Below are 25,616 nucleotides of genomic sequence, written 5' to 3' on the forward strand. Positions count from 1 at the left end.
ATGCTGGAAAACCCACCCCGCCGGGGTTGCCTTGAGATAGGGCGGATGAGCCGGCGAAGCAAGGCTTCGCCGCCGTTCATCCCGGTGGAAACGGGCCGCTTCGCTCCGATAACGCCGGCAGCCGTCAGGCCTCGTCCGCCATGGCCTCGACGAGTTGATCGAGCGCCGTGCTCCAGCCGTCGTGAAAGCCCATGTCTTCGTGCCGCTGGCGCGCCTTGGCCGTGGCGTGCATGCCGTGCGCCCGATAGCGGGTGCCGCCGGCTTCCTCGCTGAAGGTCAGGACGGCGGTGAAGACGAAATCGGTATCGCTGGTCGGCTGGGCATGCGGCCGGAACCCGGCGGTGAGCGCCGTCGTCCAGACCAGCCGGCTGTCCGGCTCGACCAGAAGATAGCAGCCGGCGCCGGCTACCTCGGTGCCTTCGGGCGAGCGCATCACCGTTGCGAAGCCGCCGCCGGGCCGGAGGTCGATCTCGCAGCGCACCGTCGCCCAGGGACGGGGACAGAACCACTTCATCAGGCGCTCGGGCTCGGTCCAGGCCTTCCAGACGAGCCGCCGCGGCGTCGGCACGACGCGCTCCAGCAGGAGATCGAGTTCGGGATCGAAGGCGTCGATGGCGATCATGCGTCCGGTCCTCCCAGAACGCCGCGTCGGGGTCGACGGGCATATCAACCGTCCCGCAGTAAACCGCCAAACCGCGCAAGGATTATGGCGACGATCTCGTCGACGCCCGGCGCCCCGGTGACGATGACGTCGCTGAAGGCGCGCCGGTGATAGCCCTCGTCATACATCTCGCGGATGCGGGCGCGCTCCCAATCGTCGAGCGTACGAAGGCCCCGGTCGCCGAGGGCCACCTCGGGCGGCGGCGCCAGCGTCACCGTCAACAGCCGGGTTGCGTGGGCCTCGGCGACCGCGAGGAGGCGCGCGTGGTCTACCTCGCGCAAGGGATAGGCGATGACGAGCCGCTCGGCCGGATTGCCGGCGATCTCGGCCGCAAGCCGGCGGAGAGCCGCCTCGATGCGCAGGGCGAGCGGAGCGTCCGCCGGCGCGTCGTGGTCGTCGCCGTCGATGAAGATCGCACCGTCGATGGCGAGGGCGAGCGCCCGGCCGATGGTCGTCTTGCCGTCGTTGATCGGCCCGTTGACGACGACGACGGTTCTCACGGCGTCAGCTTGTAGACGATCATGCCGCTCGCCGGGGCGAAGCCGTCGTAGAGGCGGCGGGCGGGGTTGTCCTCGCGGGTGTGCCAGTAGAGCCGGTTCCAGCCTTTGGTCCTGGCGAGAACGCGGATATCCTCGATCAGCGCCCGGCCGGCGCCGCGGCTGCGCCTTTGCGGATCGACGTAGAGATCCTCGAGATAGCAATGCGGCGTCAGCGCCCAGCTCCCCTCGTGCAGCAGGCAGACCGCGAAGCCGACGATGGCGTCGTCCGCCACGGCGAGGCGGCAGAACACCGGGCTCGCCGGGTCGAGGATGCGCGCCCAGGTGTGGGCGGTGACCTCGTCCGGCACCGTGGCGCCGAGATGGGCGAGATAGCCGGCCCAGAGGCGGCGCCAGGCGCCCTCGTCGCTCGCCTCGGCCTCGCGGATCGCCACGTCCATGGCGGTCAGCCGCTGATCCGCTCGATCACCGCGCCGCAGCGGCCGATCTTGTCCTCCAGCCGCTCGAAGCCGCGATCGAGGTGATAGACGCGGTTGATCACCGTCTCGCCCTCGGCGGCGAGGCCGGCGATCACCAGCGACACCGAGGCGCGCAGGTCGGTGGCCATCACCGGCGCGCCCTTCAGGCGCTCGACACCCTCGACGGTGGCGACCTGCCCCTCCAGGCTGATGTGGGCGCCGAAGCGGGCGAGCTCGGCGACGTGCATGAAGCGGTTCTCGAAAATGGTCTCGGTGATGCGGGCGGTGCCGCGCGCCCGGGTCATCAGCGCCATGAACTGCGCCTGCAGGTCGGTGGGAAAGCCCGGGAAAGGATCGGTGACGATGTCGGCGGCGACAATGCCGGCGCCGTTGCGCCGCACGCGCAGGCCGCTGTTCGTCTCGTCGATCTCGGTGCCGACCTGGCGCAACACCTCGATCGGCGCTTCCAGCAGCGACGCGTCGGCGCCCTCCAGCAGCACGTCGCCGCCGGTCATCGCCACGGCCATGGCGTAGGTGCCGGTCTCGATGCGATCGGACACCACCCGGTGGCGGGCGCCGCGCAGGCGGTCGACGCCGTCGACGACGATGGTGGACGTGCCGGCGCCGGAGATGCGGGCGCCCATGGCGATCAGGCAGTTGGCGAGGTCGACCACCTCCGGCTCGCGGGCGGCGTTGTCGATCACCGTCTGGCCGCGGGCGAGCGTCGCCGCCATCAGGATGACGTGGGTGGCGCCGACCGACACCTTGGGGAAGACGACGCGGTTGCCGACGAGGCCGCCCGGCGCCTTGGCCACCACGTAGCCGCCCTCGACGTCGATTTTGGCGCCCAGCCTCTCGAGGCCCATCAGGAACAGGTCGACCGGCCGCGTGCCGATGGCGCAGCCGCCGGGCAGCGACACCCGCGCCTCGTGCATGCGGGCCAGCAGCGGGCCGATCACCCAGAAGCTCGCCCGCATGGTGGAGACCAGCTCGTAGGGGGCGGTGGTGTCGGTGATCGAGCGGGCGGTCAGCGACACGGTCTGGCCGGTCAGCAGCCCCTCGCCCTGGCGCTTGCCGTTGAGGCCGTAGTCGACGCCGTGATTGACGAGGATGTTGGTGAGCTGGCGCACGTCGGCGAGCCGCGGCACGTTTTCGAGCGTCAGCGTCTCGTCGGTCAGAAGGCTGGCGATCATCAGCGGCAGCGCCGCGTTCTTGGCGCCGGAAATCGGAATGGTGCCGTTGAGCGGATTGCCGCCGACGATCCTGATCCTGTCCATCTTCACCTCGGGCCGGCGGTGCCGGCGATCTCGTGTTCTGTCGCGTGGGACGCGTCACTCCTGGCCGGAACCGTCCGGCTTATGGTCGTCCGGCCGGGCGGCGGCAAGCCCGGCGCGCTGGTCGGCCTCGCCGGCGCGGCGGCCGCGCGCCTGCGCCTTGCGCTTCATGAGGTTCCGGCGCAGCGCCTCGGCGAGGCGCCGCTCCCGTTCCGCCTTGGCGTCGCGCCCCGCGCCGCCCCTTGCCGTGCCGTCGTCGCTCGCCATGATGCCGCGCCGTCCCTTTCCGGCCTTCCTTGCGATCCTTTTCTCCACCTTTCAAGGGATTTCGTCGGCAAAGCCGGCTTTTCCCGCGACCGTGGCCCCGCGCCCACCGACGGACGCCTTTTTAGCGGTCGATTTCCTCTTCTATGGGGTTGCGTGGTGGGCAGAACTATGGCAGGAGAACGCCCGTCCACGACGACCGCTTCGGCCGCCTTCCCGGACAACGATGCTGCGGTAGCTCAGTGGTAGAGCACTCCCTTGGTAAGGGAGAGGTCGAGAGTTCAATCCTCTCTCGCAGCACCATTAATTCCTTGAAATAACTGAGCTTTTCCTAGGAATTCCGCAGGTTTTCGGGACAAAACGGGCTAGCACGCTGTTAGCACGAGGTTGTCCTGCTTATTATTTTTCAATAAGTTAGCGGTAGCGTGCAGCGTGCTATTAGCACGCACCTAGCACACCGACGCAGCACAGTAACTCGCTGGTGGCGACCCATGGATCTGCCCAAACTGCCCTATGTCGTATTTTCCCGGGTGGATAGCCCGAGCCTCTGGGTTCGATTCTCCATACCCGGCCAAGGGCAGAAACGGATTTGCCTGAAGACCGACAACGAAGAAGAAGCCAAGCGGCGCGCCGAGATCGAATACCAACGCGCCCTCTGGAGCGCCGAGCAAGGCACACTTCCGGGAAGGACATCCTTCGACAAGGTCGCTCGCCAATATCTTGAAAGCGCCCAACTGGAAGCCGGAAGCAATGCGTCCAAACTCTCCAAGGTCGCAGCCGACCGAGGCGTGCTTGACCGCTATATGGTCCCCTTCTTCGGTAGAAGCCCCATAACAGCCATTAGCGTCCCGAAGCTTCACAGCTACATGGAATGGCGGAGAAGCTACTGGACGAGCGGTCCTGGGGCAAAACAGACGCATATCGCCTACGAGCGAAAGGGACGCCGGGTAATCCGTCCCGCCCAGCACATTGAGGCGACGCTCAGCACGCTACGCCGAGAAGCCGTCACCATGCGGTCGGTGTTCAAGCACGCTGTTCGGCTTGGCTATCTCAAAGCCTCGGATATTCCCAAGATCGACTTGGTTGCGGAGGAACGGAACAAGCGACCTTCCTTCACCGATGCCGAGGTTGCCAAGCTCATGCAGGTCGCAGAGCAACGGATGATCGACGTTCTCGCTCCCCAGCGCCGAGGCAAGCAACAGCCGAACTCCTGGAAGGACATGGACGGCAAAGAGATCACGCCTTCGGTCAGCCGCGTCGCCTATGAGCGAACGGTGCTCTACTGGTTCATCAACATCGCGCTCGAAACAGGCATGCGACCGACCGAGCTATTCAACCTCGATTGGGGGCATATCGTTGGCTTCAAGGAAGAGCGCGACAAGCCAATCGTTGAGCAGCGCATTCGCATCCTGGCCTACGGCAAAGGCAAGAAGCCGCAACAACTCGTGCCGAATATCGGTGCTGCGACGAGTTTCGCCGCCCTTTGGGACGCTTTTAAAAAAGTTCACGGACGGGAACCGAGAGACGACGAGCCGGTGTTCGTCAATGCCTCTGGTGAACGAGCACAATCTTACAAGAAGAGCCTCAATGCCCTTCTGGAAGCGGCCAAGCTCAAGACCGACGTGTTCGGTCAGGTTCGCTCGGCCTACAGCTTCCGACATACATATGCGACGCGGCAGCTCAGAAAGGGAACCGACGTCTACACGTTGGCGATCAACATGCGGACGTCGGTGCGCATGATCGAGATGTACTATTCCGACGTGGTGCCGGAGGATTTGGCGAGGCAGCTTGAGGGGAGCTATTAGGTATAACACGTTAAGCGCGTCACTACTCCCCTCCCCACACAGTGCGTATCCCCAACTACTCTCAGCGTCCTGCTATATTTGCGGCAGTCTCGATCCAACCACCAATATTCTTATGGCCATCCTGCCCCGCGTAGTCATAAGCCAAGCAGTGATCCGACAGCTTAACTACAGTATTACTTGTTGGCGCTGGAAACCAGAGAACGCCGGTCGGAATGGCAAGGGTGTAATCAGCATACTTCTTCCACTCACCTCCAATTCGTTCGGCCAGATAAATACCATCGTTAGCTTTGTACACCCCCATAGAGGCGAGTGGGTCTTCGCCTTTCGACGCAGTATATCCATCCATATTCTTTATCCCATGGATGTACACTGTCAGTATACCGTTACCTTTTATAACACTTCTGGCAATCTCATATCTCACCCACCGCCTCTCCGAGGTTTTAGAACCCGCCAAAACGCATGTGACTGAAGTGTTTTCTACCCCCTCCCGCAAGAACCTCTTCAACGCGTCCTCGCTCTCTTTGCGCGAAGCCTCAAATACGCTCGCATCAAAGAAGCCATTTGGCTGTTGTTCGGCTGGCTTAACGACCCAGGAATTTCTTACAACGTAAGCGCGAGTCACGTCAGGCTGGTAATGAAAGGAAAAGAACGTACGGCGCATAACTTAACCCCCTCATGAATGTTTCTCATCCTTATTCAATCAGGGGTTCCAGCTTATTCCTAGTTGAAATCCAGCGGACGTTATGTGAGTGCTAAACGAATTCACAGAAAACAGAGACCCAGCTCCAGGAAGTTGCTGATGCCCCTCTCTTCGGATGTAACGGCGTTCTGCCGGAAGTTTGCAAAGGAGCTCGCGGAAGGTACGGCTGCAATCTTCGCAGGAGCCGGCCTATCAGCCTCGGCAGGGTTCGTGAACTGGCGACAGCTGCTAGAGCCCTTTGCGACAGAACTTGGCTTGAGCGTAGATAAAGAAAGCGACCACCTCGTCAGATTTGCTCAGTACTCGCAGAATTATAAGGGAGGCAACCGAGCGCATCTTAATGAGGCTCTTATCACAGCGTTTCCTAGCTTGGCATCGCCGGCAATCAACCACCAGATTCTAGCGCGATTGCCAATCCAAACTTTCTGGACAACTAATTACGACAAGCTGATCGAGACTGCACTGGTAGATGCGAGGAAGACCCCTGACGTCAAACACACTGATAGTCAGCTCCCCATCACCAAGCCGAAACGAGACGCAGTTGTTTACAAGATGCATGGTGATGTTGATCGCCCCCAAGAAGCAGTACTCACGCGAGACGATTACGAGGCATACGCCCAGAAGCATATAGGGTTCGTAAACGCACTCGTGGGTGACTTGACTGGGAAGACGTTTTTATTCATTGGCTTTAGTTTTTCCGATCCGAATCTAGATCAAGTTTTAACGCAACTAAGACTTAGATACCAATCCGGGCAACGCGAGCATTATTGTTTCGTGCGCATACCCGACAGCAATGATTTCAAAAACAACGAGGACTTTATTTACGCCAAAGCGCGGCATCGGCACTTTGTCAATGACCTGAAACGCTACAATGTTACAACTTTGGAGATAAGCGACTATTCTGAGATAACCGAAGCGCTCTCGGCGATTGAACGCCTCTATCGTCGAAGGTTGATATTCGTGTCAGGCAGCGCCTCAGATTTTGCCCCCTGGGGCGAAAGTGCGGTCAATGCATTCTTTCGTGACCTTGGTGCAATTCTTATCGATAATGACTTTCAGATTGTAACTGGCTTTGGGCTTGGTGTGGGCAACTCATTAATAAGTGGGGCGATTGAGAAAGCCTATTCAAGAAAAAACCTGCGGCTAGATAACTTCCTTCAAGTTCGTCCTTTCCCGCGCGACATCGCCGATCCCATGCAGCGGGCTGTCATATGGAAAAAGTATCGAGAAGAACTTCTATCCCTTCCAGGGATCGCGCTATTTTTATTTGGTAATAAGCTTGAAAATGATCAAATTGTTCCAGCCGACGGTGTTAGAAAAGAATTCGAGATCGCGAGGATGCAGGGGGTCGAGGTTTTACCTGTTGGCGCCACTGGGAGTATGGCCGCAACACTTGCCGTCGAAATACTAAAAGAACCTAGCGGGCTCAGCCCAACTGTCATTGACGCGCTAACTAGGCTCAATGAGAAAGTAACCGATATTAAGATGCTGCTCCAACCTATAACTGATGCGCTCAAAGCCCTCGCGGCCGAGTGAGTGCTCTATGGAGTCTTTCGATGCCGCCTAGGCAGCCGCTATCTAGAGACGAGCCTACAAGCACGTGAGTTCGGCAATCTCTCCATGAGACTACACAACCCGAAAGGAGCCAATGGCCTTCCTTTCGCACAGCCGTAAGGACGTCTTCCGACCGACGTACTCGATTGAGTTCGTTCCGCCTATGGATTCCGACACACCTGTGCGCCATAGCATCTTCGCGAGGTCACCCTACGCCCGCCTCAAAGTCATCTTGCCAGCGGTGTTCAGGCCAAGATGCCAATTGCGATTTGTCCAGTATACGCCCTCTAGCCAGATATTATCTCCTTGCCGTTCAACGCAAAGATTCGCAGCACCGTAATGTGAGCTGCTGTCAGTAGTTTCTGGCACCTTTGTAGTGTTTTCATAATGGCAGTGAAGCGTCACAGATCCATCTTCAGGATCACGCGTTGCTCGGACAAATATTGTCTTCGATGTCGAGTAACGACTGTCCGAGATCAGGTTCATCCGTATGTAGAACAACCGAGCAATGATCGTCACCGTTGCCGGTACTGCGACTAGCGGCACTGATGCGGCTCCCGGGCATGCACGTTGCTGTATAGCTGGCCAGTTAGATTCTAGTATAGCCTTCCACTCCCCGTCGATCGGCGGAAACCAGTTTCGAACCAGCGGCAAACGGCATAGGAGTGCAAAAAAGGGGCTTTGCCCAACCAACGTGACCGCTGTTCCGCAAGCAAATACGGCCTCCGATGCAATCTGCCACCACCCCACAAACGACGACTGATCGGTGGGCGGCGCTAGTATCGCCCATGCTGTAAAAACCAAAGCACAAAGCAGGCCAAAAAGAGATAGCGAGCGGCGTATGCCGAGAATCTGATACATCCGTTGCTCCTGCCTTGTTTCTGCTGGTGGTTGTTCCAATATAGATGCAAACTGCTGGGCTACGAAGGGGGATTAAGGTAATGACGCTCAATGCACATCGCGTTTTCACTGGCCCCGCAGACGCTGATCACTTTTTGGCCGCGCTCACGCTGGAGCCTGCGACAGAGCAACTTTTGAGGGCAGCGAGAGAGACCTGCCGGGAAGCGATCCGCTCAGGTTTGCGAACTTGGTCGACGATTCTTCAGAAATCGATGCTGTTCGAAGCGGCGCAGGTAAACATCGCACCGGCTTCTCTGAAGCCTAAATTCAAGATGCAGGGCAGTTTTGCCTACCGTACCCTCAACAGGCCGGCGCATACGCCGCCACAGGAGATAGACCTAGACGATGGTGTCTTTGTTCCAGTCTCCTTCCTCAATGACAACGGACGCGCGCATCCTGCGCTAATCAGTTCTGGCTACTTCCAAGCCGTCGAGGCGACGTTAATACCAGTCTGTCAGGAAAAGGGCTGGACGCTAGTCACTGACAAGCCGTCTTGCGTGCGTGTCGAGCTTAATGACGAAGCCCATATCGACTTTGCTCTCTATGCCATCCCCGACGATGAGTTCGGCCAGTTGATTGAGACCGAAGCGCTGGCTAAGGCGATGAACGCGCAAGACCGCGCCCTGTTGAATGAGCAGATCGAACTCGCCGAAGACCTCTACCGGGGTTTGCGCGAAGATCAAATCATGCTGGCGCACCGGAAAGAGGGATGGAAGCCGTCCGATCCGCGAAAGCTGGAGGACTGGTTCCGCGCCGCGCTGCGCACTCACGGCGAGCAGCTTCGACGAGTTTGCCGCTACTTAAAGGGATGGCGCGACCACCACTGGGAGGCTTGCCGTTTGTCTTCGATCGCGTTGATGTCCTGCGTGATCACTACTTACGATGAGGCCGCAGCGAAGCCAGCTGACGACCGTGATGATCTCGCATTACTGGCGGTTGCCGATCGATTGCCGAACTTGCTTCAAGGACGCATCGTTAATCCCGTGGTCGATGACCAGTATCTCGACGAAGGTTGGGAAGAAGAGGATCGTACGCGCTTCGTTAACGAAGCTCAGGCCTTACGAGACCGACTGCACGAAGCGATCGTCGATACCGACAGCGCGCCGCGCGCGCTGGCCAGTCTTGTGAGCGCCTTTGGCGATCGGCTTCCGGATGATTATAACCTAATCAAATCAGAGGATAGTGCCACACTTGCAGCACCTGCTGTCCTGACCTCAGGCCTTGTCAAGCAGATGGGAGGCGACCGCGAGCCGCAACAGGCGGTAAAACGCGAGGGCGACAGACGTTATGGTTGATGACCTCAATCTCGGCGCCCTGATGATGCGCTGGGACGAGGCTGTTGCGAAGGTTGATCGATGGCTCGCCACATCGGCGGGTGGCGTCGAGCGCCTTAAGTGCCGAGCGACAGGTCTATACCCAACTCGCCAGAGCAGGGATGGCTGGCGAGTCCCGGTTGAGTTCGACTCGGGAACGCGGCGGTTTGACATTCTGATCGGTGAAAGCTTCCCGTTTGAACCGCCACGGTTTGCACTAGTTGACCGGCCGCCGCACTTGACTTGGCCACATGTAGAGTCAGATGGGGTACTTTGCTTGTTGCCGAGCGCAGCGGCAGTATCTGGCTCTGACCCAGTGGCACTCGTCAAGTATTTGCTGGGCGAGGCCGTTAATCTTGTCGAGACGTCGGAAAGAGGAGCCAACGCGGATGATTTCCGGGCCGAGTTCCTCTCTTACTGGCCTAACGACTCCGACGCTCCTCTAGTACGTAGCCTTCTTGAGCCACACGGTCCCTCCCGGCTGGTGAGCGTTCATCGCCTGAAAGGTCTCTATGTCGTCGCTGAAACTAGCGAGTCGCTTACTTCCTGGCTGGACCACGCCGTTCCTGTAAAAGACACTAGAATACGGGAGATCGATCCCGCACTTCTGGTATGGCTTGAGCTGCCGATGCTGCCGGCAGAGTACCCCAAGTCCGCGAAGGATGTTGTTACCCTCGTTCAGCGGGCGGGGCTCGGCCCACACCTGGATCGGCTCGGCGCCGAGCAATGTCAGCGAATCGTCGTTATTATTGGGGCGCTGTCAGTGAATGGTCCCGCCCTAGCGGCCATAGTTCTCAAACCAGAGAAGTCTGTACGAGCAGGACCGGGGTGGCGAAGCAGGGCTGGCGTCGAGCGTGGATTTCGACCAGGGCATGCACCTGCGGCCTTGGTTGCCCAACGCTTCCTAGCTACCACGCGACCGGCCAAGGCAAGCGTGGAGCGGGTCGATACAGCTTGGATCCATGGGCGAGATAATGATCCAGATCTGTCACGCCTGCAAAGGGCTAAGGTCGCCATCGTCGGGTGTGGCTCTCTCGGTGGAGCACTCGCCTTAGGTCTTGCGCAGGCCGGGGTCGGCTCACTTGAATTAATCGATCCCGAGCTACTAACGACAGCGAACGTCGGTCGGCACCCGCTTGGCTCGTCCGAGGTCGGCCTCTCAAAGGCTAAAGCACTGGCAGCACGCATTCGGACGGACTACCCTCACATTCAGCGGTGCGAGGGCGTGCTCGCAAGTTGGCAGCAGACGGTAGCGCGTACTCCGGATCATTTTCTTGCGGCCGACCTTATAGTCTCCACTATCGGTGAATGGGGGCCAGAAGCCACACTAAACGCGTGGCGCCATGATAGTCACCCTAGACCAAACGTCTTGTTCGGCTGGACGGAGCCGCATGCGGTCGCTGGCCACGTTGTGGGACTTGTCGGAGGGCAGGGATGCCTCGCGTGCGGTGTCACCGAATGGGGCGAACCATTATCTCCCGTTGCCTCTTGGCCGAACGGAACTGGCCAACGCGGAGAGCCAGCTTGTGGTGTCTTGTACCAACCATATGGGCCGGTCGAGATCGTGCATATAGTTGCATTGATCACAGAGGCCGCTATCGATGTTCTCATTGGCCGCGCCACCGAGCCATTCCATCGGATCTGGGTGGCGCGCGAAATGATTCTAGAAAGAGCTGGCGGGGTGTGGAGCGACTCATGGAAGGCGGACAACAAACTCGACCCGAAGGGAGCCCGCATTGAGGAACGGTCCTGGAGGCCGCGATCGGATTGCCCAATCTGTGGTGGAGGCACGAGGTGATCGTCTACCCAGTTGGCACGTCGGGTCAGACCTTGCTGTTCCACGCTAAGGTCATTGGATGGTTCGAACGACATCAACAGCTTCGGTGGTGGCAGCGCGAAGCTGGCGGGCAGCTCTTCGCTCGCTTCGAAGGCGACGTGATCCATGTGGTGGAAGCGACAGGTCCGCGTCGTACCGACCGGAGAGGTAGATCTAGCTACGAACCTGACCGTCGGGCAGAGCAGCGGGAAATTGACGAGCGTTTCCCGCTTGGGCTGCACTTCATCGGGGACTGGCACACCCATCCCGAAGATCACCCCATCCCTTCCTATCTCGATTTGAGAAGTACCGCAGAGGGAGTTCGGCGTTCGCATCACGTCCTGAATGCTTTTGTGATGGCTATCGTCGGACGTGTGTCGCTGCCTAGTGGGTTATTGATCTCGCTGCACGACGGCGTCACACAGCACGACTTGCGGCCAGCCCCTCCCGCATTTGGAAATCCACCCGACCGAGGCTGAACAGTCTTAGCAAACGTCATAAAACATTGCTTTTATGACGTTTCCGGATTTCCTCGCCCTAACCTATTGGCGTAACATTGGAATTTTAGCTAGGCACTTTTCGGTAGCGAAGTCGAGCATATGGAAACATCATAAAAGCTGAGCAATTACAGCATTTTGTGAGGTTTCCATGCGCCAAGCCCGCGTCTTGACCGAACCGGAATTCAAACGGCTGCTGGCCGTCGTGGCACAGACCAAGCATGCCGAACGCAATCGGTTGGCTTTCATGTTGTCCCATCTCGCCGGACTACGCGTCGGCGAAATCGCCGGATTGCTGGTCGGCGATGTGCTGGAGGCCGAGGGCGCCATCCGAGAGCGCTTGGTCGTCCGTGCCTCGATCGCCAAGGGGGGCCATGAACGAGTGATCTTCCTGAACGACCGTCTGCGACATGAGATCGAACGGTTTCGTCGTTCGGTGGATGACAGTCATCGTGGACGCAAAGCCAGCGCCCCGCTGCTAGTCACGCAGAAGCGCACGGCGTTCTCGCCCAACACGCTCTTCCAAAGCTTAAGCTGGCTCCATACCTGACATTTGCAGTATCGCGAATATCAATCAGTCATGTCACCGTCGACCTGCTCAGGCAGGCCGTCCCGCTCCCATTCCTGACGAGGGATTGGCCTACCAAGTGTAAAAGTAAAGGTCGCAACACGACCAAGATCAGACGTTGCATTGCAGCTAAACGCCAACCGATACCATTTACCGCCAGCATAGACTGCAGCCCCGGTTGCGATGAGCGAAGTATCTGTTAGCGAAGGATCGGCGGTTGCATAGGCCACAACATGGTCTGGAACGAAACCGGCCTTCCAACGCCTGAGTTGCTCTATGGCTTCAATGTTGCAGAGCTGGATCAATCGCTCATCGTTACTCAGCGTTGCAAGCCTCTGTTTGGTTTCTTGATTGCGAGGATCGTCCAATACGGTTCCGGAGTAATACTCAGTTGCGGTAATCCGTAAGCCGGGTGACGGACGAACTGCTGGGATTGGTGGGGGCGACGGCCGATCGCTGACCTCTGATTGCGTCGTCACAGCCGGGCTGGGACGAGCGGCGGAGGTCGGGTTTGGTCGCCTCTCCGGTCGAGCGACTATAATCACTTCAACCGCGGCAGGCGGTTGGACAACAACCTTGCGGCGGGGTGCTTCGATGGCGAGAAGTGTGAGGAGAACAGCATGACCCAATATCGAAAATGCCGTTGCCGGCCGTGGCCAAGTCAGCGCAAACCTCACTCCTCACCCTCTCGCTATCAACATCCATCGCCGGCGTTAGCGGCAATTTGGCGGTCCGGTCTCGCACCTCTAAATTCTCGACGACTTTCTCGCGCGTGTGCCAACTAATCGCTGACTTCACTTCCTAATCGAACGTCTACGACTAAAGCATTGCCCTTATTTTTGTAGACATCTCCTCCACGGACATGAACCCCACCTCACGCGTGCCATTAATAAAGAAAGTAGGAGTTCCTGTAACTCCAAACTCTTTAGATCCACGCTCACGCGACGCATTAAGTCCGTCTAAAAGCTTCTGGTCAGTCAATGTTGCTTCAAAAGTAGCCGGCGAGTAGCCGAACTGTTTGGAGACATTACGCAGCCCCGCCAGAGGATCAGCAACAAAGGCCCACTCCGACTGCGTCTTGAATAAAATCGAAACGACATCGAAATATTTCCCGCCAGGAGCATTGCGTGCAAGCATGAATCCGGCGGCAGCCAATGGGTCTAGAGGGTATTCTCTAATTATAAAATACACCTTCCCCGTATCTATATAATCAAGCCTTATTGATTCAAAAGTTTTATTGTGAAAATTTGCACAGTGACTGCAGGTCATAGACATATATTCCACTATTCGAACCTTTGCGTTGGGGTTCCCAAGTGCTTGATCAGGCAGAATACCTGGAACGAGGAGTTTCGCCTCATCGACCGCTGCATCACGTGATTGGGCAAAAGATGCAAATGGAAAAGCAACACTCGTTGCTAAGCCCATCGTCACGGCATTTGCCGTCGCGAGGAGGTGGCGGCGATTCAGCATGCTCTTTCCTTTCAATTATCCGAGTTGGACACGAAACATCGCTGATGCTCGTGCGATTTGAACGCTTCGACTGAGCCCACGCCCAACTGCGTTTCTGCACGTTGGAACAAGCCCTTCGGTTTCGAATTGGCTGCACTGGTGAAAGCGCCTTTTCCAACGCGTCGACCGACAATATGCGGAAGCGCAGAAAAGAAAGTACTATGCACAGCCCGACATATTATGACTCCATCAAAACCGGCAGAATCACAGTATCTAACCAGAAAAAAGCACATATTATCCGAAATTATTAAATAAAAATGTACGACATGCCCAAACGACAATAGTATTTTTCTCTTTTTGTCTTTATTTTGCCACATTTTATATTATATTCCGATAAGAAATGCTCAATAAATGAGTATTTAAACGCATGATTATTTGCGTAAACCGCGGAATTGGCGAGAGTGGCAAGCATGTCCTCTTGCCAGAATTGTAGGATAGAGAGTACTCGCGCATGATGTCCCTGAGCCGCAGAGCGTTCCTGCTTGCCGTCCCTGTGGGGGTTGCTGGTTGCGCAACAAATTCCCCACCCGCGCCCCCGACTCCGATAGTTGCTACCCCGCCACAGAGATTTCCGACGCCCGCGCCTGAGGTGAAGGCGCTCTACGAAGGGATGAAAGATGGTGATTGGGAACTGCCGGCGGTGGACCTTACCTTGGTGGACCCCCGCTACTTGCGCCAAAAGGTCACCTACTCCAGCCCCTACCCGGTAGGAACAATCGTTGTGGATACCCCGCAGCATTTTCTCTATTTGGTTCAGGAGAACGAGACGGCGCTCCGCTACGGAATAGGAGTCGGGCGTGAGGGATTCGCATGGAGTGGCGAAGCGCAGATCGCACGCAAAGCCGCTTGGCCGTTCTGGTATCCGCCGGTGGAGATGCAGGCTCGGGACGAAAAAGCTCGCCGTTGGGCTGGCGGAATGCCAGGAGGACTGGACAATCCGCTCGGGGCTCGCGCTCTTTACCTCTATCAGGATGGCCGTGATACGCTTTATCGCATTCACGGCACCGCCGAGGCACGGACCATTGGCCGCAATGTCTCGTCGGGCTGCATTCGGATGATCAATCATGACGTTATCGACCTCTCCGCGCGTGTGCCTGTAGGAACCAACGTTGTCGTGTTGGAAGTACAGACCGGCGAAAGTTGATCCGCGTGAGGCCGGTCTCGAAAGTGGCTGGCCTCATACTGCCCTAGCCAAGACCAACTTTACCGGCGACCAGGAGACAACAGTCGGAGAGCGTTGATTGTCACGAGCACCGTCGCACCAGTATCGGCAAGGATGGCGGGCCACAGACCTGTGATACCGGCGATCGTCGTGATCAGGAACACGCCTTTCAGGCCTATCGCGATGACAATGTTCTGACCGATATTGGTCATCGTTCGCTTTGAAAGGCTAATCATCTCGGCAATATCGCTGACCCGACCGTGCAAGATCGCCGCATCTGCCGTTTCAAGCGCAACATCCGTTCCGCCGCCCATGGCAATGCCTACATCCGCCGCCGCTAGCGCTGGCGCATCATTGATGCCATCCCCGACCTTGGCAACCCTGGAGTCTTTGCCTTTTAGCTCGTTGACGATACGTTGCTTGTCTGCAGGCAGCAGCTCAGCACGTACTTCTATGCCCAACTGCTTTCCAATCGCTTCGGCGGTGCGACCATTATCTCCAGTTAACATGACGGTCTTGATGCCAATGTTGGTCAGCGCCTTGAGGCCTACTGCAGCGTCTGGCCTGGGCTCGTCGCGCATGGCTAGAATGCCGGCAATCTCGCGACCGACAATAAGTATCGAAACCGTTTTGCCTTCGTCGTTGAACGCAGCAATTTGACGCGTCAGATCGTCGGAGAACGACACATGCTCCGCTGCTGCCTTAGGTGAGCCAAGGAAAATGTTGGCCCCTTCGACAACGCCAATTACTCCTCTTCCGCCCAAGGCCTTTGCACCTTCCGCCATAGGCAGGTCGATACCATCCGAGGCTGCACGCCCTAATATTGCTCGGGCGAGGGGGTGACTTGAACCAATCTCAAGTGCGGCCGCCAGCCTAACCACCTCGGTCTCGGTTTTTGAATAACCTATGACATCGGTAACAACAGGCTTGCCCTCGGTGAGCGTCCCTGTCTTGTCCAGAGCAACTATGGTGACTTTACCAATGTTCTCCAGAACAGCTCCGCCCTTAAGCAATAGCCCACGACGGGCACCTGCCGATAGCGAGGCGGCGATGGCAGCGGGCGTCGAAATTACTAAGGCGCACGGACACCCGATCAGCAAAATGGCGAGACCTTTGTAAATCCACTCCCCCCATACCCCACCCACTAGAAGAGGTGGCAGCACCGCAACGAGGGCACCCAACACAACCACACCAGGCGTGTAGTATCGCGAGAACCGATCTATGAAGCGCTCGGTTGGCGCCTTGGATTCCTGAGCTTCTTCAACAAGCTTGATCACTCGAGCAATGGTGTTGTCCGCCGCCGCCGCCGTAACCTTGACGCGCAAAGCCGCTTCTCCGTTTACGGTGCCAGCATAGACGTTCGATTCTACCTCCTTACGAACAGGGGTACTCTCGCCGGTTACAGGCGCCTCGTCCACAGCACTCTCGCCCGAGATCACGACACCGTCAGCGGGAATGCGGTCGCCGGGGCGAACCAGGATGACGGCCCCCACCGCGAGCGTCTCGGCCGGCACCTCGCGTGTCTTCCCAGACTCTTCGATCAGCGCCATCTTCGGCACCAGATTGGCCAACGACTGAATACTTGCCCGCGCGCGTCCAGCCGCCACCCCTTCGAGAAGCTCTCCAATCAGAAATAAAAATACGACGGCGGCGGCCTCCTCGCTGGCGCCGATGATCACCGCACCGACTGCGGCAATTGTCATCAACATTTCGATGGAAAAGGGCGTGCCGACTAGCGCGGCCATTGCAGCGCGGCGAGCGATCGGCAGCAAGCCGACCAACATTGCAGCGGTGAATATCCATTGTTCATAATTCGGAACAAACTGACCAATACCCCATGCCAAGGCAAGCGCAGCGCCAGCAACAATTGTCAGCCGTCCCTTCTCTGACCTCCACCAAGGGCCGTTGGACGGACCATGATCGTGGCCGTGGAGACCCGGCACTTCCTTTTTGTGGGAATGCTCCGCGTGAGATCGCTCATCCTCACCGTGATCATCATGATCGTGGTGTCCGTCTTCATCGCCGGCTTCGACCTCGTCCATCTCGTTTTGATTGGCCGCCGGTACCACGCGCGTGATTTTGAACCCAAGGCCGGTGACACGCTTCGTTATTGTTGGTGCTAGCGTCTCGGCACCGGAATGTGTCACCGTCATCGTGCCAGCCGTTACTGACACTGATACGTCTTTAACCCCGGGCAGCTTACGCACCGCTGTGTCGATCTTCTGCGCGCAGGATGCGCAATCCATGCCACCAATACGATATCGGTCCTGCTGAGCTGCTTTTGTCATGACATGGCTCCTTTGTTTCCCCAAGACGGCTACTTCCTCTAGCCGCTATAGAAGCAAGGACTTTCTCGGCGTTTGAAGCCGCTTCTAGTCTGTCGCCAAATCAGAACATCTGAGCCACCGCCCGGCGCGACAGGGAATAAATCTCTGGGATAGAAGTGTTGGGGTCACGAGCCCCCTTCCCGCCGCTTGTCTAGCTGCTCGTCTAGGGGGGACAAGCGTGCGTGGCTGGAGTGATCGCTCCGGCACAGGGCGTGGTCGGCGAGCACTTCGATAACATGACACTCTCCCACCCGTCCGTGCGGCCCACTTTCAATCATCGCTTCGAGATCTGCTTTCAGCGTTACAAGACCCGCTATACGAGCCTCGATCTCCTCAAGCCGCGCCTGCGCAATTGCGTCCGCATTTCTGCACGGCTGATCCCTCCTGTCTCGAAGGAGCAGCAATGCTCGGATTGCCCCAATCTCGAATCCCAATTCGCGCGCATGTCGGATGAAGGCAAGACGCCGCAAATCCTCTTGATCGAAGGCTCTGCGATTGCTCTCGGTTCGCGATGGGCGTGGCAGTAGGCCAATCCTTTCGTAATAGCGAATCGTCGGGACCTTGACCCCAGTGATCCGCGCGGCCTCGCCTATGGTTGTTTCGGTTCGCATTGCACTCTCCAGCGTAGAAAGCAAAGAGGAGCGGCGGTGGTCTAGACCGCTTGCCAGAATATCCCGCTCCCAACAGACGCCCAACGCGAATGCAGCAGTTAGGATTAAAGCTAACGAAGGGCGCAGAAGCGCGGATCAGTCAAACAATCTGCCGAGCAACCCGCGACCATGGCCACCAGGCCGCCCATGCGACGAACCGTGATGATCGAAACGCTGAGATGATGCATGCTCGCCTGCTCCCCACGCTGACGCTGGTTGCTGCGGCGTAGGAGCCAGGCTTTTCTCGATGATCTTGTCGAGCTCACCTCGGTCCAGCCAAACACCACGGCATTTGGGGCAGTAGTCTATTTCGACATTCTGCCGCTCCGTCATGACGAGATCCACGCGGCAGACAGGACAAAGAAGGGCAGCATCAGCGGTCATTATCGTGTCTCCTTCAGATGCTTCGAAAAGCTACCCAATGAGGCTACGACCTGTAGCGACTGGAGGAGCAAGCCCTTTTTTACCTCTCCCCGTCTGGCCAAGCAGAGGCGTAGCTGATTCATCAAGAACCGTGAGATCGAGCCTCGGGAAGCGTCACGTATGGTGTGGTGATGCGCTCGCCAGTATTCAGAACAATGAGGGCGTTGCCACTTGAGGGAAAACCTCGCCCCGCCGGAAAGAGGACTCTGGGACCATGCACGGAATCCATCTTCAGTTCCGCATGCCTTGGTAGGCGCAAGCTTGGTACGCGCGTCCAAGTCAACCTATTCTGCAACTCCAGCACGCCCTTACGAGCTTCGATCTCGACAGCGACAATCTCGACGTCCATGTCGCGCTGATTGAGGACGTTTACTACAAACGTGACTTCCTTGCCGTTCATCTGCAGAACTGCCGAAAGCACCGCAATTCCATCGGCTGCCGCAGCTGGCCACGCGAGCAGGAGTAGAATGGCAACCAACCCCCTCCGAAATAACGCGCGAATACTTTTCATCGCGTATATTCCTCCTTACCGACAATAAGGTTTGAGCGTCGACATGTTCTACTGAAAGCAGATCAGGCACTCATAATTCTGCATGCCAATCGCCACTGCCAACCTTAACCGGGGAGACAATTAAGCAGCTGGGCATACCGCCTCAGCCCACCATCCATCCCTCAAGGTGAGAAGGATACATGCTGTAGCGACTTGAGAAGCAAGTTGAAACCACCGGCTACGTTTCTTACGTATTTCTACCACTTGGTAGTAACCAATCTCCGGCTGTGCGGAAGCAGAAGCGACAAATGTCACAAAATACTGCTTTTATGACATTTTCAGATTTCCCCGCCCTAACCTATTGGCACTACGCAGGAATTCTACTCAGGCACTTTTCGGTAGCGAAGTCGAGCATATGGAAACATCATAAAAGCTGAGCAATTACAGCATTTTGTGAGGTTTCCATGCGCCAAGCCCGCGTCTTGACCGAACCGGAATTCAAACGGCTGCTGGCCGTCGTGGCACAGACCAAGCATGCCGAACGCAATCGGTTGGCTTTCATGTTGTCCCATCTCGCCGGACTACGCGTCGGCGAAATCGCCGGATTGCTGGTCGGCGATGTGCTGGAGGCCGAGGGTGCCATTCGACAGCGCATGGTCGTCCGTGCCTCGATTGCCAAGGGCGGCCACGAGCGGGTGGTGTTCCTGAACGATCGGCTGCGGCATGAAATCGAGCGGTTTCGGCTTTCAGACCAGCGAAAGCGCAAACTAGACGACCCGTTGCTGATGACGCAGAAGCGCACGGCATTCTCGCCCAACACTCTCTGCCAGTTGATGAACCGCCTCTACGACGCTGCTGGCTTGGATGGCGCGACGTCCCATAGCGGTCGCCGTTGGTTCATCACCAAATTGGCAAACTCCGGCGTTGGTACGAAGGTCATCATGACGTTGGCCGGCCATAAGCACATGACCACAACGCAGAGGTATATCGATGTAAGGGAGGATATGATGCGAGCGGCCGTTGAGAATCTGTGAAAGGGCCGGCGTATTCGCGACCCGAGTTCACGCCAGGAGATGGACGAAACAACAGAATCCAGCGGATTCCGGCACTCTATGTTTTCCTCTTTGAGGAAAATCGGTTCCATAAATGAGAATTAACCATTTATTAAATATATATTATTCACTTCCATTGACTCCGCAGAAATTTGTTGGATAAATTAATAGCTATTGCGGCCTCGACCAATGCCGTCGAGGTGTTACCCCTTCGGGAGTAACCAGTGAAAAGGAGCGGCTAGCTCCGAAACATCGCTACGTGTTGGAGCTTCGCCTCGGCGGAGTTCCATTGGGGTTCTTTCGCGGACGCGGTGAAGGAACTGGGCTTCGGCCACCCTCGTAGTGCAGGCAGGTGCGACCCGAGAGGGTCCGGTTCGAAAAGAATGGGTTTCATAGCCGAGCGTCGGCTAACTGAAATTCGTCCCGGCGGGGCTATCGGTAACGATAGGAACTGGCAGTCTGGAGGCGGCACCGACACGAGACCGTTCTGCAATACGGCTCACCAACACCCGGGAATTCCGGGGGGTGAGCCGCTATGCCTGAAGGAAAGAACGGCGCGGCTCACCTCAGTACGAGGTGTAAATCATGGTAATAGCCGTCTCTGCCAATTTGGCACCAGCCCCAACCAGCACAGACACGAACGACCTTGGACTCGCGTTCAAGGGCGTCCCTGCGTTCGGCAAGAGCCTGAACGCCAGTCAAGCCATTATCTGGCGTCAAAAGACTCAGGAATGCGCCGGCACAGCTACAGACTTCGCAGCGAAGAAGCGAGTTGCCGTTCGCCAGCTTGTCGCCATGGTGGTCATGGACGCACAGCTCGCTCCGGCAGGCTTCTTTGAGGGTGAACTCAAAAACGCGGGGCTAGGTATCCCTCGCTCCAAAAATCCTCTCGCGGCAGCATTCGCCTACCATCTCAAGCTAGACGTAGCGAACGCCGACAAGAAGAAAAAGGCCGACGACTCGAAGGCGCTCAACCGCTATGCCTCGGCGGGGGTACGATTGCTTGAACTGGCCCGCAATGCGATGCCGGCTCAGGATGGTGGAATCGACATCACCTACGACAGCGCTGGGGTGACGATGTTGATGGACATCATCGAGAGCGAAGGTGGCGTCAACAAGATGGCGCTGGACTCTGCCGCGGACAGTTCCGAGCACGCCGAGGTCATTCCTCTGTCATCCGACGCCCACACCATTCGGCAGTCAGCAATGGCGAAATCTCTGCTGGGTGGGGCGCAGGGAGGAGGAAGCGGCAGTCTCATCTTTGCCCTCGCGCTCCAATCAGGCGGCGAAGAGCCAAAGATCGCCCGAACTCTTGATTTGCCTCCAGAGGCCATGCCGCTCGTCTACTCCGCACTGGATCTGGCTGACGAGCGCATCAAGCTTCTTGCCGAACTCTTTGAAGTCGGTGAGGCGCTCGTCGAGGAAAAAACCAACATCCTGGTCAACCACGAAGACGACCCGAATGACTCAGCGTCACCTCGTCGCTTGGCATCACGCCAGTTCGTGTTCCATCCCGATGGGAAGATGACGATCTCCCCTATCCTCAATCAGAGCGGCGTCATCATCAAGGTCGCGCCCTCGGTTGATTTATTGGGCGAGCCGATCCAGGGGCATGTGCGTTTTCAGACCTATGGTCGACGTCGAGCTGCGGCTAACATCAAGGACAGGAAGCGGCGCGATGCGTTCGACCTCGAGGTCACCGGCCCTGGCGACACGGAAGGGATCAAGCGGATCAAGCTGACGACATCGGTGGCGAAGGACGAGCAAGACAGGGTCGCGGATGTCGGCATGCTCATCGAGCAGGTGAGGTCGCGGACTAACAACTTTCCGACCATAGTCAGCGACTCATTCAGGCCAACCATCCAGACTGGCAATCTGCAGGGCCTCATCGACAAGATGGTAGAGATCGTTCCGACCGTGAAGAAATTCCGCAAGGACGGCGCTCCGGTGCAGTTGACGCTAGCGGCGCAAAGCTTGTCGATTGCATGCCACAAGAAGATTGTATCCGTGCCCGCGCTGTCTGCCCCGGTATGCGGTACAGTAAATGTTCATCCTGACGACTTTGTTGCCGTCACCGAAGCGCTAGCTCAACTCCCACTTAAGGGAACGATCAGTGCATCCATGGATGAGCATATGGTGGTGTTCCGGTTCGCGACGGCGCTTGCGAGCTACGAAGTTCATCTACCCTCGGTCTCTGACAAGCTTCAACGGTCCAACCGCCATATCGTCAAGATGTCGCCCGTGACATGGCCACGCATCGGCGAGCCATTGGCGAACGACGGCCGGCCGAACGACGAGTTGCCGAGCGACTCCACGCAGGCGAGCAACGACGAGTTGCCGAACGTCTGACCGTGACAGGCCGGGAACCCAGTTTCCCGGCCACCCCCTTATTTTTCCTCAAAGAGGAACGCTCCATGATAAATTTTGCGTCTCTATGGGCTGACTATGCCCTTTATCTTCCTGCGCTGAGCAATGGCTATTCTGTCTTCGCCGCACAGCGGTCCAACGCGCAAATAAAAGCTCGGCTGCCATCTGGCGTTCGACCAACCGACTTCAACTTCCTGAGCGCTAGGTCCAAGCTCTATCATTGGCCCAACGCCCTCTATTCGGCCGCGCTTGGCTTTGAAGATGCACGGCCGGACATCGTCAAAACGCGGGACCGCCAGAACACGTTTGCCATGGCAGATAGCGGCGGCTTCTCACTGATCAGCGGGGCGGTCAAATACTCTGAAGCCTCGTTTCGCGCAAAAGTGCTGCAGTGGCAGGAAGCTCACTTCGACGTGGGTCTCATCCTCGATGTGCCGACGCGTGCGCTCAGCGTCCATGCAAGCGGCGTTAAGTCCTTCGCTGAGTGTCTCAACCGAACCATCGACAATCTCAAGTTCGCCGAGAACAATCGCAGCGCTTCCAGTCTGCGCCTCCTGTCGGTCTATCAAGGACGAGACCACAAGGAGGCCGAGTATTGGAGAGAGCAGATCGCGCCATATCCTCTTGAGGGCTTAGCGATCGCCGGACACACGCGTCTCGATATGTGGTTCTGGGCAGAGCAGTTTTTGAAGATGCTCGACGCAGGCACGTTTGACCGCGTGACACATATTCATTTTCTGGGAACTAGCCGTCCAGCCTTCGCAGTCTTGGCCACGGCCTTGCAGCGAGCATTGAGACGGCATGTAAATGACAAAATCACGGTCAGCTTCGATAGTTCGCGAAGCTTCAGCATCGTCCAGCGTTATGGGCAGATCACAACGGGGCTGGATGTGAAAGGAGGCGAGTTCCGATTACTCTCTCATACGCTTCCACAACATGGTGGCGATTTCCACCCTCACTCACCGTTTCCGTTTTCCAGCCCGCTTGGCGATGGTTGCAGGACGGGAGACTTCATGTCTGGACGCAACCCCGCCGATCCCGCAGCCGACACTCTCGGCAAGCTGATGCTCACCAATCACTCCGTTTATGCGGAGCTGTCGGGGATTTTACAGGCCAATCGCTTGGTCGATATGGCGCAGAACGACAAAAATACCTCGGTGCCATGGGGAATTTGGAAAAGCGTTGAAGCGTTGGACAAAGTCTTCTCTGGCAGCGATGTGGCAAACGGTCTCAAGGCGCTGCGAACACATGGACGAAAATTAAACGTCGATGTATCCGGCGAGAACGAGCGTTCTGAGGAAGGAGGCGAGACGTAGAAGTTTAGCATCTTATTTCAAATGTTAATTTCCATATCAAAAAATTGATATCTTGGTCTTGTATCTATATCATATTGTATTTGTGAATTTTTATATCCCGTCTTTCTTCTTATGTTCCTAGAACTATGAGAATTTAATATCTTGTAATTCTATTATTTTCATTCACAAATATCCCATTGTCAGGTCTCGCACCTGTTCTGTGGATTATCAGAAATACCTGCTCGGATTTTCCTGGCCGCGAGATTCGCAAGCCTGATAGCCGAGCAGGATCAGCGATTACTTGCCGACGAAGTCCTTGAACAAGATGACCTGTTTCAGATCGTCGTGTTCCCAATTCTCAAATTCCTTAGTGGCGTAGCGCGCTGGGCTCTTTTCGCCTTGGCGCTGCACCGTCACCTCACCACCCGGACAAACCTCACGCCAAACTGAGTGACATATGTTCTGCAACTCTGCCTCGGATCTGCTGCCGGCGAAGTTCACCAAGGCGTGGCCGTGGATATGGCTGGTAATCTGCTCCAAGAACATGATGCCCTGCGTCCGCTCGTCCCATGCCTTCCTATAGTAGCTGCGACCCAAAAGGCTGCGGTCGAGGCGCTTATGGAACTCCCGGATCAGATTGTGGAAGTCCGAGACCGGCAGGCAAACACTGCTGGCTAGCGTCAGGAAGTGACCGTCGAACTGCCTTGCGTATTCAACGTAAACTGGCCGCATGGTTCGATTGTAAAACTGCGCCGCCTGCATTTCTTTATATTCATTTACATCCATGTATAAAACCAATCCAAAATATAAATAAACGTGCAGCAGCGCCCATTGCGTTACTGCTAAAGCTATTTATCTTTGGAGGCTTGGAATATGAATAAGGAGATCAAACTGCTGGAAGACGTTTATAAGCAGCTTCGTGTTGCTGAGCTTGTTAGATCGAAGGGCGAATTTTCCAAAAAGTTCTTGGGAAAATCAAAAAGCTACCTGACATCAATGGCAGCTCGACAGCGCCACATCTCCAGCGATGTGATGGTGGATTTAAGCGAGGCGATCATCGCCGAGATCAGAGCCAAGAGAGATGACCGCTACGTGGCCGATCGCATTGCGTTGCGTCACGCCATGATCGCGGTGAACGGATATCTAGCAGAGCAGACCATACCTCCCTGCTTGAAGAAAAGCGCACCATCTTTGCCAGCCCAAATCCAACCCGCGCCATTTCCAAAAATCAGCTGGATGAACTCATTAATCGGCATTTGGCAAGTGTGAGACTGAGGCGGAGAACCCAATCAATAGAATGCAGCTCGTTGGCATGAAGGCTGACAGGTCAAGGCTTCCCTATGATCTCGGAGGCTTTCTCAGTGAGAATGAACAGCACGCCTGATGCGAGACCGAGTTTTCTGCATGGCTATTCGCGCCGATGCAGGCCCTCCCCATCTTCTGAGAAGACGCAGCGCGACTCTATGACCGCTTTTCCTTTGGCTTTCGACCTGCCGGCACCTGCATAAGTTTCTCTCCATCAACCGGCTCAAGCAGCAGCTCCGATACATGAGCGCCGAGAGTATTGGCGATCTTTTCAAGGATGCCGATAGACGGGTTTTCCTTCATGCGCTCAAGCCGACTGACATAGGTACGATCAACGCCAGCTTCGTTGGCCAGACGCTCCTGTGAGATGCCCTTTTCGCCCCTTAGGCGGCGCATATTCCAGGAGATGAGTTCACGGCCATTCATGAGCGCAAAGGCATCACAAATCGTCGGCGATATCCACGGACACTGGTCCCATGATTTGATCCTCGCCGGCATCAAACAGATCTATCAACCGGACCTTTAGAACGCTTGCCAAACCGTCCAACAGATCGATGGCTGGATCATGCTGCCCACCTTCGATCGCAAACAGCACGATCGTTGGAATGCCTGATCGCTGAGCCAACTGCTCGACGGTTAATCCCCTTCGATTCCGCCACCGGGCAACTCCCCTAGCGGCCTCCGCAACAGCGCTGCGCTTGCCCTGCTGCTGCCCCATGCCCTCTGAAC

General features: G+C 57.0%; 27 protein-coding genes and 1 tRNA gene. 12 read left to right on the forward strand and 16 right to left on the reverse strand.

Annotated elements, in window-relative coordinates; all coding sequences use genetic code 11:
* Positions 1-124 precede the first annotated feature (124 nt).
* From CJ014_RS22285 to CJ014_RS22305, 5 genes are read right to left on the reverse strand one after another with little or no spacing between them, the layout of a single operon-like run.
* Positions 125-622 (reverse strand): SRPBCC family protein, encoded by a 498-nt coding sequence (locus CJ014_RS22285; RefSeq protein WP_100082707.1) that lies wholly within the window; start codon positions 620-622, stop codon positions 125-127.
* A 44-nt stretch (positions 623-666) separates the two neighbouring features.
* Positions 667-1,161 carry a shikimate kinase gene (locus CJ014_RS22290; protein WP_100082708.1) on the reverse strand — a complete coding sequence of 165 codons (495 nt, stop codon included), beginning with the start codon at positions 1,159-1,161 and terminating at the stop codon, positions 667-669.
* Positions 1,158-1,598, reverse strand: coding sequence for a GNAT family N-acetyltransferase (locus CJ014_RS22295; RefSeq protein ID WP_100082709.1), 441 nt, complete (start codon positions 1,596-1,598; stop codon positions 1,158-1,160). Before CJ014_RS22295 ends, CJ014_RS22290 begins: the two co-directional genes overlap by 4 nt.
* 5 nt (positions 1,599-1,603) lie before the next feature.
* On the reverse strand, positions 1,604-2,893 hold the full coding sequence (murA, locus tag CJ014_RS22300; RefSeq protein ID WP_100082710.1) for a UDP-N-acetylglucosamine 1-carboxyvinyltransferase: 1,290 nt from the start codon (positions 2,891-2,893) through the stop codon (positions 1,604-1,606).
* A 54-nt stretch (positions 2,894-2,947) separates the two neighbouring features.
* Positions 2,948-3,157, reverse strand: a complete 210-nt coding sequence (locus CJ014_RS22305) for a hypothetical protein (RefSeq protein ID WP_100082764.1) — start codon at positions 3,155-3,157, stop codon at positions 2,948-2,950.
* 225 nt (positions 3,158-3,382) lie between these two features.
* Between CJ014_RS22305 and CJ014_RS22310 the strand changes: the two genes are divergently transcribed.
* Positions 3,383-3,457, forward strand: a tRNA-Thr gene (locus CJ014_RS22310).
* Positions 3,458-3,645: 188 nt separating this feature from the next.
* Entirely contained in the window at positions 3,646-4,959 is a 1,314-nt protein-coding gene (locus tag CJ014_RS22315) for a tyrosine-type recombinase/integrase (protein WP_100082711.1), read from the forward strand.
* A 61-nt stretch (positions 4,960-5,020) separates the two neighbouring features.
* Here CJ014_RS22315 and CJ014_RS22320 read toward each other — a convergent pair whose 3' ends face one another.
* Positions 5,021-5,620, reverse strand: a complete 600-nt coding sequence (locus tag CJ014_RS22320) for a TIR domain-containing protein (protein ID WP_100082712.1) — start codon at positions 5,618-5,620, stop codon at positions 5,021-5,023.
* Positions 5,621-5,758: 138 nt separating this feature from the next.
* Between CJ014_RS22320 and CJ014_RS22325 the strand changes: the two genes are divergently transcribed.
* A complete protein-coding gene (locus tag CJ014_RS22325; RefSeq protein WP_100082713.1) occupies positions 5,759-7,195 on the forward strand; it encodes an SIR2 family protein in 1,437 nt (478 codons plus the stop codon).
* 228 nt (positions 7,196-7,423) lie between these two features.
* Here CJ014_RS22325 and CJ014_RS27630 read toward each other — a convergent pair whose 3' ends face one another.
* Complete coding sequence (locus CJ014_RS27630; protein WP_133121909.1) at positions 7,424-8,074, reverse strand: Cap15 family cyclic dinucleotide receptor domain-containing protein; 651 nt, start codon at positions 8,072-8,074, stop codon at positions 7,424-7,426.
* A gap of 80 nt (positions 8,075-8,154) precedes the next feature.
* Here CJ014_RS27630 and CJ014_RS22330 point away from each other — a divergent pair, with 80 nt between their 5' ends.
* The 4 genes from CJ014_RS22330 to CJ014_RS22345 all read left to right on the forward strand — a co-directional run bounded on the left by CJ014_RS22330 (position 8,155) and on the right by CJ014_RS22345 (position 12,289).
* Positions 8,155-9,408, forward strand: coding sequence for a CBASS cGAMP synthase (locus CJ014_RS22330; protein ID WP_100082714.1), 1,254 nt, complete (start codon positions 8,155-8,157; stop codon positions 9,406-9,408).
* Between the two features lie 25 nt (positions 9,409-9,433).
* The gene (locus CJ014_RS28405) at positions 9,434-11,224 is read left to right on the forward strand and encodes a ThiF family adenylyltransferase (protein WP_425351953.1); all 1,791 of its coding nucleotides are present in this window, start codon (positions 9,434-9,436) and stop codon (positions 11,222-11,224) included.
* On the forward strand, positions 11,221-11,721 hold the full coding sequence (locus CJ014_RS22340) for a Mov34/MPN/PAD-1 family protein (RefSeq protein WP_100082716.1): 501 nt from the start codon (positions 11,221-11,223) through the stop codon (positions 11,719-11,721). Before CJ014_RS28405 ends, CJ014_RS22340 begins: the two co-directional genes overlap by 4 nt.
* A 169-nt stretch (positions 11,722-11,890) precedes the next feature.
* A complete protein-coding gene (locus CJ014_RS22345) occupies positions 11,891-12,289 on the forward strand; it encodes a site-specific integrase (protein WP_100082717.1) in 399 nt (132 codons plus the stop codon).
* A 20-nt stretch (positions 12,290-12,309) separates the two neighbouring features.
* On the opposite strand, the gene CJ014_RS27925 is transcribed toward CJ014_RS22345, so the two are convergent.
* Entirely contained in the window at positions 12,310-12,675 is a 366-nt protein-coding gene (locus CJ014_RS27925; RefSeq protein ID WP_165790949.1) for a DUF930 domain-containing protein, read from the reverse strand.
* A 451-nt stretch (positions 12,676-13,126) separates the two neighbouring features.
* Positions 13,127-13,777, reverse strand: coding sequence for a thioredoxin domain-containing protein (locus CJ014_RS22355; RefSeq protein WP_100082719.1), 651 nt, complete (start codon positions 13,775-13,777; stop codon positions 13,127-13,129).
* Between the two features lie 628 nt (positions 13,778-14,405).
* On the opposite strand from CJ014_RS22355, the gene CJ014_RS22360 reads away from it, so the two are divergent.
* Positions 14,406-14,960, forward strand: coding sequence for a L,D-transpeptidase (locus CJ014_RS22360; RefSeq protein ID WP_245427562.1), 555 nt, complete (start codon positions 14,406-14,408; stop codon positions 14,958-14,960).
* Positions 14,961-15,019: 59 nt separating this feature from the next.
* Here the strand turns inward: CJ014_RS22360 and CJ014_RS22365 are convergent, their stop codons facing one another.
* The 4 genes from CJ014_RS22365 to CJ014_RS22380 form a co-directional block, all read right to left on the reverse strand.
* Positions 15,020-17,266, reverse strand: coding sequence for a heavy metal translocating P-type ATPase (locus CJ014_RS22365; protein ID WP_100082720.1), 2,247 nt, complete (start codon positions 17,264-17,266; stop codon positions 15,020-15,022).
* A gap of 164 nt (positions 17,267-17,430) precedes the next feature.
* Positions 17,431-17,916 carry a MerR family transcriptional regulator gene (locus tag CJ014_RS22370; RefSeq protein ID WP_100082721.1) on the reverse strand — a complete coding sequence of 162 codons (486 nt, stop codon included), beginning with the start codon at positions 17,914-17,916 and terminating at the stop codon, positions 17,431-17,433.
* Between the two features lie 135 nt (positions 17,917-18,051).
* Entirely contained in the window at positions 18,052-18,339 is a 288-nt protein-coding gene (locus CJ014_RS22375) for a TFIIB-type zinc ribbon-containing protein (RefSeq protein WP_100082722.1), read from the reverse strand.
* 121 nt (positions 18,340-18,460) lie between these two features.
* On the reverse strand, positions 18,461-18,889 hold the full coding sequence (locus CJ014_RS22380) for a hypothetical protein (protein ID WP_100082723.1): 429 nt from the start codon (positions 18,887-18,889) through the stop codon (positions 18,461-18,463).
* 443 nt (positions 18,890-19,332) lie between these two features.
* Here CJ014_RS22380 and CJ014_RS22385 point away from each other — a divergent pair, with 443 nt between their 5' ends.
* The 3 genes from CJ014_RS22385 to CJ014_RS22395 all read left to right on the forward strand — a co-directional run bounded on the left by CJ014_RS22385 (position 19,333) and on the right by CJ014_RS22395 (position 23,603).
* Entirely contained in the window at positions 19,333-19,902 is a 570-nt protein-coding gene (locus CJ014_RS22385) for a tyrosine-type recombinase/integrase (protein WP_100082724.1), read from the forward strand.
* A gap of 603 nt (positions 19,903-20,505) precedes the next feature.
* Positions 20,506-22,269 carry a hypothetical protein gene (locus CJ014_RS22390; RefSeq protein ID WP_100082725.1) on the forward strand — a complete coding sequence of 588 codons (1,764 nt, stop codon included), beginning with the start codon at positions 20,506-20,508 and terminating at the stop codon, positions 22,267-22,269.
* A 65-nt stretch (positions 22,270-22,334) separates the two neighbouring features.
* A complete protein-coding gene (locus CJ014_RS22395; protein ID WP_100082726.1) occupies positions 22,335-23,603 on the forward strand; it encodes a hypothetical protein in 1,269 nt (422 codons plus the stop codon).
* A 276-nt stretch (positions 23,604-23,879) separates the two neighbouring features.
* On the opposite strand, the gene CJ014_RS22400 is transcribed toward CJ014_RS22395, so the two are convergent.
* Complete coding sequence (locus CJ014_RS22400; protein WP_133121910.1) at positions 23,880-24,368, reverse strand: hypothetical protein; 489 nt, start codon at positions 24,366-24,368, stop codon at positions 23,880-23,882.
* Between the two features lie 87 nt (positions 24,369-24,455).
* Here CJ014_RS22400 and CJ014_RS22405 point away from each other — a divergent pair, with 87 nt between their 5' ends.
* The gene (locus tag CJ014_RS22405; RefSeq protein ID WP_100082728.1) at positions 24,456-24,851 is read left to right on the forward strand and encodes a DUF6626 family protein; all 396 of its coding nucleotides are present in this window, start codon (positions 24,456-24,458) and stop codon (positions 24,849-24,851) included.
* Positions 24,852-25,043: 192 nt separating this feature from the next.
* Here CJ014_RS22405 and CJ014_RS22410 read toward each other — a convergent pair whose 3' ends face one another.
* Together CJ014_RS22410 and CJ014_RS22415 are read right to left on the reverse strand one after the other, a co-directional pair.
* Positions 25,044-25,313: a helix-turn-helix domain-containing protein gene (locus tag CJ014_RS22410; protein ID WP_100082729.1), complete on the reverse strand. Its 270-nt coding sequence runs from the start codon at positions 25,311-25,313 to the stop codon at positions 25,044-25,046.
* A gap of 13 nt (positions 25,314-25,326) precedes the next feature.
* Positions 25,327-25,605, reverse strand: coding sequence for a helix-turn-helix domain-containing protein (locus CJ014_RS22415; RefSeq protein WP_165790950.1), 279 nt, complete (start codon positions 25,603-25,605; stop codon positions 25,327-25,329).
* Between the last annotated feature and the right edge of the window lie 11 nt (positions 25,606-25,616).

The sequence above is a fragment of the Pleomorphomonas carboxyditropha genome (assembly GCF_002770725.1).
GTDB lineage: Bacteria > Pseudomonadota > Alphaproteobacteria > Rhizobiales > Pleomorphomonadaceae > Pleomorphomonas > Pleomorphomonas carboxyditropha.